The sequence below is a fragment of the Robinsoniella sp. genome (assembly GCF_034124845.1).
Genome location: NZ_JAWYAJ010000544.1, coordinates 1 through 3,870, shown reverse-complemented (window position 1 = coordinate 3,870; position 3,870 = coordinate 1). Strand labels below are relative to the sequence as shown.

Genomic DNA, 3,870 nt, shown 5'->3' with positions numbered 1-3,870 from the left:
ATTATTTGTTTGTGCCTTGAGCGAAGCGAAAGGAATGTTGAGAAATATGAATAAACTAAATGATAATCTAACTGGAACGCAATACAATAGAGATAGTACAATAGAGATAGTATCAAAAATATGGAAAGAGGTTTTATGTCTCAAAAGTATTGATATCGATGATAACTTTTTTTCATTGGGTGGCAACTCTAAATTGCTACTGGAAACTTTCTTCAGAATCAACAGTTATTTTTCTGATAGTGTTACAATACCTGATCTATTCGCCTATCCTTCTATAAGGAAGTTGTCAGAATTTTTAGATCAAAAGTTAAGCCAGTCTAAAAAAGGTATCAGATGAATATACTTCCATCTCAACTTTATCAGGAGGTAAGATATGAACGAATCAGATGTTAATTTAAATAAAATGACCCAGCAGGATATTGCAGTTGTGGGAATTGGAGCAAGGTTTCCTAATGCTGAGTCAGTAGATGAGTATTGGGAGAATTTAACAAATGGGGTTGACTGTATTGGTGAAGTGCCTCTTAAAAGAAAGGAATTTACTGCAGCATATCTGCGCTCAAAGGATGTTTGTTTCCAAGAAGCAGGATTTCCAAGGGCGGGGTATCTGGAATGTATTGATGAATTTGATTATGAATTTTTTGGAATATCCCCAACAGAGGCTAAATTAATGAATCCTAATCAGCGGATATTTCTGGAGGTTGCCTGGGCTGCTATGGAGGATGCGGGTTATTCACAAGACAAAGTGAAAGGACAAAATATTGGGGTTTATACCGGATTCATTGGAGAAAATAATTATGAAAGATTAATTCAAGATATCTGCCCGGAATTATTGCCTTCGTCAGTTACAGGTAATTGTACACCAATGGTAGCCAGCAGAGTATCCTATCAGTTTGACTTAAAAGGTCCCAATATGATTATAAATACATCCTGTTCTTCTTCCCTGACTGCCATACATCTGGCATGTCAGGGAATAAGAAATGGAGAATGTGAAGCTGCAATAGCAGGCGGGGTACAGGTATATCCTTTAACATACAGAGAATTGCTCATTGGGGTGGAATCACCGGATGGAAGATCAAAACCTTTTGATAATGATGCAAATGGCACTGGGATAGGTGAAGGAGCCGGGGCAGTAGTATTAAAATCCTTATGCCAGGCTCTAAAAGAAGGGGATGTGATTTATGCCGTGATAAAAGGCAGTGCGGTCAACCAGGACGGGACATCCATAGGCATTTCAGCTCCAAACCCATGTGCACAGGCAGAGGTATTACAAAAAGCCTGGGAAACTGCAGGGATCGATCCATTAAATATATCTTATATTGAGGCTCATGGAACAGGTACAAAACTTGGGGATCCAATAGAAATTGATGGTATCAAAAGGGCATTTTCTAAATATACAAGCAAAAAAAAGTTCTGTGCAATAGGATCGGTTAAATCTAATATAGGACATTTAGATGGAGCAGCCGGAATTGCCGGGTTTATTAAGGCTGTACTATGCATAAAAAATCATAAAATTCCGCCTACTTTACATTACAAGTCACCAAATCAAAATATAGACTTTGAAGATACACCAGTTTTTATAAATAATAAATTATTAGAATGGGAAAGTAAGGGTTATCCAAATCTTTGTGGAGTAAGTTCATTTGGAATAAGTGGTACGAATTGTCATGTTGTCCTGGAAGAGTTTACAGGGAATGATTTAATGTTTCATGAAACTGAAAACAATACTTCTCAGAATCAAATTTTTACAATTTCTGCAAAAACAGAACAAGCTCTGTTCAGAATAATAGAAAGTTATGTAAAATTTCTTGAAACAAAAGCCACACTGAATGAAATATGTTTTTCCACATATAAAAACAGGAGCCACTATAAAGTAAAATTAGCTATAGCCTGTACAGATAAAAAAATTTTAAAAGAGAAACTTCTTATGTTGCTAGAGCAAGGATTAGGAAATTATCCTGAACAGGATATCTATTATACAAAAGCAAGTCAAATAACTACGAATTGGAATAACGCTAATATACAAGAATATTATTGTCCTAACCTAAGAATACATTTGCCGCCATACTCTTTTGAAAAAAGCAAATGTTGGTTAGATAAGCCACGAAATTTAGGGTTAGTAACAGATAACCATAATTTTGAAATAAATCAAAAGTCAGATAAAAGTTTAACCACAGATATTACTGCTGTAAAGCTTCAAATAACCAATTTATTTACAAATGTTCTTGGTTTTACGGATATTAGTGAAAATGATGACTTCTTTTCTTTTGGTGGAGATTCAATTTCCTCACTATCTGTTATTAATGTTATAAATAGCAAATATAATATTGATATTGACCAGGAAGAATTTTCTGACAATGCTACCATTGAACAATTGACTAATTTGATCTTGAAAAAATTACAAAATATTTCTTTGCTGACATGTTATGAGAAAACAGAACCTCATGAGAAGTATCCGGCTTCCTCAGCTCAAAAAAGAATCTATATTTCTTCTAAATTTAAAAATAACAGTACAGACTATAATATTCTGAGTGCATACATCATTGCTGGTGAATTAAATATAAATAAACTTGAACGTGCATTCAAAAGTGTTATTGACAGACATGAGGCTTTAAGGACTAATTTTGTTATAGAGGAAGATACAATTGTTCAGATCATACATCAAAATATAAATTTTAATCTTGTATATGAGACTAAACCCGATTTTAATCTATTAAAAGAGGCACAGAAATATAATAAGGTATTTAATCTCGAATCCGGACCATTAATAAATGTTAACCTAATACAGTATGAGAAAAAAAAATATTATCTTATAACCAATATACATCATATAGTAACAGATGGAATATCCAATAATATAATTATGGATGAAATAATAAAATTTTATGGTGATTTGCCAATTGAAAATAACTTTCTTAATTATAAAGATTTTTCAGAATGGCAGAATCGCTGTATCCAAGATGGGTTATATAAAAAACATGAAGAATACTGGATAAATAAATTAACACCGTATCTTACATACGCTAAGGAGAAGGAAGATCTAAGAGAAGTAGAAAGCGGCAGTAAAACCTTATTTTTAAAATTAGATACTAAGCTTTATAAAGCTTTGATTGATTATTGCAAAAATTCAAAAATTACTTTATTTATGTTACTGCTATCTGGTTATATGATATTAATACACAGATATATGAGAAAGAATCTGTTAACAGTGGGAATTGTTTTATCGGGAAGAAACAGACCTGAATATGTAGGTACGATAGGGGTATTTGTAAATACTTTGCCCATTGTGGCAACTATATCCGGGAGGGAGACTTTAAAGGATATTTTGATGCAGGTAAAGCAAAATGCCACGGAAGCATATGCTCATCAGGAATATCCGCTGGAAATTTTAGTAGAACAACTTGGATTACAAGGCTCAGAATTTCCTTTATTTGATAATGTGATTGTGCTCCAGAACTATCCAAAAACAAAATTTGATATTGATAAAGCAAAAATAAGTTATTGTGAGTTAGAAGATACTTCATCTAAATACAATCAATTAGTAAATTGCTATGAATGTGACAATTCCATCACGATCAGTTTAAATTACAGTAAAGACATAAATCAGGCAGAAAATATGGAATACTACCTGAAAGACTTCGTATATATATTGGAGCAGATTACCATTTCCCATGACACGAGGGTTGATAACATTAAAATATCCCAACCAAACAGAATTTGTATGAGTAAGAACAGGAAGGTTCCAGATAGAGAGGTGTCAGATTGAAAATTGCTTTAATTGTACCTCAATATGATTTAGTATCGAAAGAAAAACTAGAACTTTATGGCTGGGAAGGTATGAGGGAATATAACGCCAGGAAGAAACTTTGGTCT

General features: G+C 33.2%; 2 protein-coding genes. Both read left to right on the top strand.

The window, feature by feature from the left end; all coding sequences use genetic code 11:
* Window positions 1-337, top strand: a 337-nt coding sequence (locus ACH2DQ_RS27080; RefSeq protein WP_395028688.1) for an acyl carrier protein, incomplete at its 5' end; no start/stop codon positions are given.
* Between the two features lie 36 nt (window positions 338-373).
* Window positions 374-3,763 carry a condensation domain-containing protein gene (locus tag ACH2DQ_RS27075; protein WP_395028687.1) on the top strand — a complete coding sequence of 1,130 codons (3,390 nt, stop codon included), beginning with the start codon at window positions 374-376 and terminating at the stop codon, window positions 3,761-3,763.
* Window positions 3,764-3,870: the final 107 nt, after the last annotated feature.

Bases quoted from the DNA above. Each gene is read 5' to 3' on its own strand.
- ACH2DQ_RS27075 (WP_395028687.1), top strand. From the start codon at position 374: ATGAACGAATCAGATGTTAATTTAAATAAAATGACCCAGCAGGATATT.